We start from the raw sequence: 5,228 nt of genomic DNA, 5'->3' as shown, positions 1-5,228 counted from the left end.
AAGGTGACCCAGGGCTGGAGCGCCACCTGGTCGCAGTCCGGCGCGAACGTCACGGCCGCGAGCATGTCGTGGAACGGCAACCTGGGCACCGGGGCGTCGACCGAGATCGGCTTCAACGGCAGCTACACCGGTTCCACCAACGTGGATCCTTCGTCGTTCTCGTTGAACGGCACGGTCTGCACCGGCCAGCAACCGCCGACCTCGACGACCACCACCACGACGACCACGGGCAACCCGCCCAACCCCGGCAACCGCGTCGACAACCCGTACGCGGGCGCCAAGGTCTACGTGAACGCGGACTGGTCGGCCAAGGCCAACGCGGAACCGGGTGGCAGCAGGGTCGCGAACCAGCCCACCGGCGTGTGGATGGACCGGATCGCGGCGATCAACGGCACGACCGGCGCGCGCGGCCTGGCCGCGCACCTCGACGACGCGGTGCGCCAGGCGGCGGGCTCACCACTCGTGATCCAGCTGGTGATCTACAACCTGCCCGGCCGCGACTGCTCGGCGCTCGCCTCCAACGGTGAGCTCAAGGCCACCGAGATCGACCGGTACAAGACCGAGTACATCGACCCGATCGCGGCGATCCTCGCCAGGCCCGCGTACAAGGACCTGCGCATCGTCACGGTCGTCGAGATCGACTCGCTGCCGAACCTGATCACCAACGTCACGCCGCGGCCGACCTACACCCCGCAGTGCGACGTGATGAAGGCCAACGGCAACTACATCACCGGTGTCGGCTACGCGCTCGCGAAGCTCGGCGCGGTCCCGAACGTCTACAACTACCTCGACGTCGGCCACCACGGCTGGCTCGGCTGGGACGACAACTTCGGCCCGACGGCCGAACTGCTGTACCAGGCGGCCACCGCGCAGGGCAGCACCAAGGCGAACGTGCACGGCTTCATCGCCAACACCGCGAACTACGGGATCCTCAAGGAGCCGTACTTCAAGATCGACGACAACATCAACGGCGAAGTGGTGCGCGAGAAGGCGAAGTGGGTCGACTGGAACCGCTACATCGACGAACTCGGTTACGCACAAGCGTTCCGGCAGCGGGCGGTCCAGGCGGGCTTCGACGCGAACGTCGGCATGCTGATCGACACGAGCCGCAACGGCTGGGGCGGCGCGGCCCGTCCGACCGGACCCGGCCCGCGCACGTCGGCGGACGCGTACGTCAACGGCGGCCGGCTCGACCGTCGCATCCACCTCGGCAACTGGTGCAACCAGTCCGGTGCCGGCCTCGGCGAACGCCCCAAGGCCGCGCCGGAAGCGGGCATCGACGCCTACGTGTGGATCAAGCCACCGGGTGAGTCCGACGGCTCCAGCAAGGAGATCCCGAACAACGAGGGCAAGGGCTTCGACCGGATGTGCGACCCGACGTACACCGGAAACCCGCGCAACGGCAACAGCATGTCCGGTGCCCTGGGTGACGCCCCGCTGTCCGGCCACTGGTTCTCCGCGCAGTTCCAGGAGCTCATGCGCAACGCCTACCCGGCCCTCTAGAAAGGACAGACGCGCACATGAAACGCCTCCTCTGTGCGCTGGTCCTGTTGTTGTCGGCCACCGTCGTCGTCTCCACTCCGGCGGCGACGGCGGCCGGCGACGGATACTGGCACACCAGCGGAGCTCGCCTGATCGACTCCGCTGGTGCGCCGGTGCGCATGACCGGCATCAACTGGTTCGGCCTGGAAACAGACACCTACAGCCCGCACGGCTTGTGGGCGCGCAACTACCGCGAGATGCTCGACCAGATCAAGTCGTTGCGCTACAACGTTGTTCGCCTCCCGTACGCCTCACAGCTGTTCGACTCCGGCAGCACACCGAACGGCATCGACCTCGCCAAGAACCCCGATCTGGCCGGGCTGTCCGGGATCCAGGTCATGGACAAGATCGTCGAGCACGCCGGGCGGATCGGCCTGAAGATCGTGCTCGACCGGCACCGGCCGAGCTCTTCCGGTCAGTCGGCGCTCTGGTACACCGACGCCTATCCGGAGTCCCGGTGGATCAACGACTGGGTGATGCTGGCCCGCAGGTACGCGAACAACACCACGGTGATCGGCGCGGATCTGCACAACGAGCCGCACGACCCGGCGTGCTGGGGCTGCGGGGACGTGTCGAAGGACTGGCGGCTGGGTGCGGAACGGGCGGGCAACGCGGTGCTCGCGGCCAACCCGAACTGGCTGATCATCGTCGAAGGCGTCAGCGGCGACTACTGGTGGGGCGGCAACCTGCAGGGCGCGGCGGCGGCGCCCGTGCGGTTGAACGTGGCCAACAGGCTCGTCTACTCCGCGCACGACTACGCGACCTCGGTGTACGAGCAGTCGTGGTTCAAGGACCCGGCGTTCCCGTCGAACCTGGCGGGGATCTGGGACCGCAACTGGGGCTACCTGGTGAAGAACAACGTCGCGCCGGTGTGGCTCGGCGAGTTCGGCACGACGCTGGCCGACCCGCGGGACCGGGTGTGGCTGAAGACGTTGCTGGAGTACCTGAACAACGGCTTCAGCTTCGCGTTCTGGTCGTGGAACCCCAACTCCGGGGACACCGGCGGGATCCTGAACGACGACTGGACGACGGTCAACACGACCAAGCAGGCGTACCTCGACCCGTACCTGGGTGGCTCCCCACCAGGACCTGGGCCGGGGCCTGGACCTGGACCCGGGCCTGAGCCCGGCGGGCCGTGCAAGGTGGCCTACAGCGTGCCGAACGACTGGGGTTCCGGGTTCACCGGCTCGGTGTCCATCACGAACACCGGCAGCACGCCGATCAACGGCTGGACGCTGACGTTCGCCTTCCCCGGCAACCAGCGGATCTCCAACGGCTGGAACGCGACGTGGACCCAGACGTCGGCGACAGCGCTCGACTGGAACCGGACCATCGCTGCCGGAGCGACCGTCTCCGGCCTCGGGTTCAACGCCACCTACAGCGGCGCGAACAGCCCTCCGCCCGAGTTCCGGCTCAACGGGCAGCTGTGCAACGCGCCGTCGTCCGGTACCAAGCCGTTGCGCGAGCTGGCCGCTGCCAAGGGGAAGTACTTCGGCAGCGCGATGACCGTGTCCGAGCTGGAGGACACGCAGAACCGTGAGCTGACCGCACGCGAGGCCGGTGTCATCACCGTCGGCAACGAGCTGAAGTGGGATGCCACCGAACCCTCTCGCGGGCAGTTCGCGTTCACCGGCGGCGACCGGATCTGGGCGGGTGCGGTCGCCGCCGGCCAACGCGTGCGCGGGCACACGCTGGTGTGGCACAGCCAGACGCCGCAGTGGGTGCAGGACCTGCCGGCTTCCGAGTTGCGGCAGGCGATGCTGGACCACATCGCCGCGGTGGCCGGGCACTACCGCGGCAAGGTGTTCGCCTGGGACGTCGTCAACGAGGCGTTCGAGGAGAACGGCACGCGGCGGCAGTCGTTCTGGCAGCAGAAGCTCGGCGACGGCTATCTCGCGGAAGCGTTTCGAGCGGCCAGGGCCGCCGATCCGGATGCCAAGCTGTACTACAACGACTACAACACCGACGGGCTCGGCGCGAAGAGCGACGCCGTGTACGAGCTGGTGCGGTCGTTCAAGCAGCAGGGCGTGCCGATCGACGGCGTCGGGTTCCAGGGGCACCTGCTGCTGGGCGGCGTGCCGTCGTCGATGCAGCAGAACCTGCAGCGGTTCGCGGATCTCGGCGTGGACGTCGCGATCACCGAGCTGGACGTCCGGATGACCCTGCCCGCGGACTCGGCGAAGCTCGCGACGCAGGCCTCCGACTACGGCGCGGTGGCGCGGGCCTGTCTCGCGGTGGCCCGGTGCGTCGGGCTCACCACTTGGTCGCTGTCGGACAAGCACTCGTGGATCCCGTCGGTCTTCCCGGGTCAGGGGGCGGCGCTGCCGTTCGACGAGTCCTTCGCCCCCAAACCGGCGTACCGGGCACTGACGACGGCCTTCGGGTGATCTTCACATGTGAACGTGCTCACGCTCCGTGCCGCCACCTGTACGGCACGGAGCGGGGGTGCAAAACTTCGTTGAGCTGCACGAAGCCTCTGTTCAGGAAGTTTCCAGACAACACGATTCGTCTGGACCACGTTTCGCAAACAATGTTAACGCGAACATTACCCTTGAGTTCACCTGAACGTGCTCCCTATCGTGTCGGGAACGCATCGGGTGATGTGGGTTCGCGAGAGGGGTCGGTGTGGTCACCATCGCGGACGTCGCACGACACGCGGGTGTAGCCCCGAGCACTGTTTCATACGTGCTCACGGGCAAGCGGTCGATCTCGGCGGACACAAAGTCGAGGGTGCGCGAGAGCATCAGGGCGCTCGGCTACCACCCGCACGCGGGGGAGCGCGCCCTGAGCGCCAGCCGGTCGAACGTGATCGGCCTGGTGCTGCCGTTGCGCGCCGGTCTCCACCTGCCGGTGATGATGCGGTTCGTCACGGCCGCCGTGACGTCCGCGCGCAGACACGACATGGACGTGCTGCTGATGACGGCCGAGGACGGCGCGCCCGGCCTGCGCAGGGCCGCGGACAACGCCCAGGCGGACGGTTTCCTGGTGCTGGACGTGGAGATGGACGACGAGCGGGTGCCCGTGCTGCGGGAGCTCGCGAAGCCGTCCGTCCTCATCGGACATCCGGCGGCGACGAAGGGCCTCACCTGCGTCGACCTCGACTTCGAGGCGGCCGGGGCCAAGTGCGTCGACCACCTCGCCGACCTCGGGCACCGCTCGATCGGCTTCCTCGGCGCCCCGAGCGCGGTCTACCGCCGCAACACCGGCTTCGCGCACCGCGCGATGGCCGGGTTCAGCGCGGCCGCCATGCGTCGCGGCATCGCCACCACGGCCATGCCCGCGGAGGAGGACTACGAGTCGGTGCTCAGGTCCGTCCAGGCGCTGATCCGCGCGCACCCGGCCATGACCGCGCTGGTCGTGCACAACGACGCGGCGCTCGGCTGGGTGAGCTCGTGCCTGCGCGCGTCCGGCCGGAAGGTGCCCGGCGACGTCGCCGTGGTCGCCATCTGCCCGGACGAGATCGCCGAGCAGGTGTCACCACCGCTGACGTCGGTGCGGCTCCCGGTGGACGAGCTCGGCCGGCACGCCGTGGAGCTCCTGGTGGGCAAGCTGGAGGGGCGCGCGGTGCCACCCCTGCTCTTGCTGCCGCCACGGCTCTCACGCCGCATCAGCACGCCGGAACTCGCCTCCGCCCGCTACGGCGCCGCCTCCTCAGGCTGACCGCAGCGCCCTGCGCGCGGTCGATG

Annotated in this window: 3 protein-coding genes; all 3 read left to right on the top strand. The window is 68.6% G+C overall.

The window, feature by feature from the left end; genetic code table 11:
* Positions 1-1,503 (top strand): glycoside hydrolase family 6 protein (locus tag UK23_RS47630; protein ID WP_045318486.1); only part of this gene is annotated, 1,503 nt, incomplete at its 5' end.
* A 17-nt stretch (positions 1,504-1,520) separates the two neighbouring features.
* Positions 1,521-3,929 (top strand): endo-1,4-beta-xylanase, encoded by a 2,409-nt coding sequence (locus UK23_RS54460; protein WP_063778194.1) that lies wholly within the window; start codon positions 1,521-1,523, stop codon positions 3,927-3,929.
* A gap of 238 nt (positions 3,930-4,167) precedes the next feature.
* Positions 4,168-5,202, top strand: coding sequence for a LacI family DNA-binding transcriptional regulator (locus UK23_RS47620; RefSeq protein WP_045318484.1), 1,035 nt, complete (start codon positions 4,168-4,170; stop codon positions 5,200-5,202).
* Positions 5,203-5,228: the final 26 nt, after the last annotated feature.

The organism is Lentzea aerocolonigenes (genome assembly GCF_000955955.1).
In the GTDB taxonomy this organism is placed as follows: Bacteria; Actinomycetota; Actinomycetes; order Mycobacteriales; family Pseudonocardiaceae; genus Lentzea; species Lentzea aerocolonigenes_A.
The sequence above is the reverse complement of the archived record's forward strand: the minus strand, read 5'-3'. Positions and strand labels throughout refer to the sequence as shown.

Bases quoted from the DNA above. Each gene is read 5' to 3' on its own strand.
- UK23_RS54460 (WP_063778194.1), top strand. From the start codon at position 1,521: ATGAAACGCCTCCTCTGTGCGCTGGTCCTGTTGTTGTCGGCCACCGTC.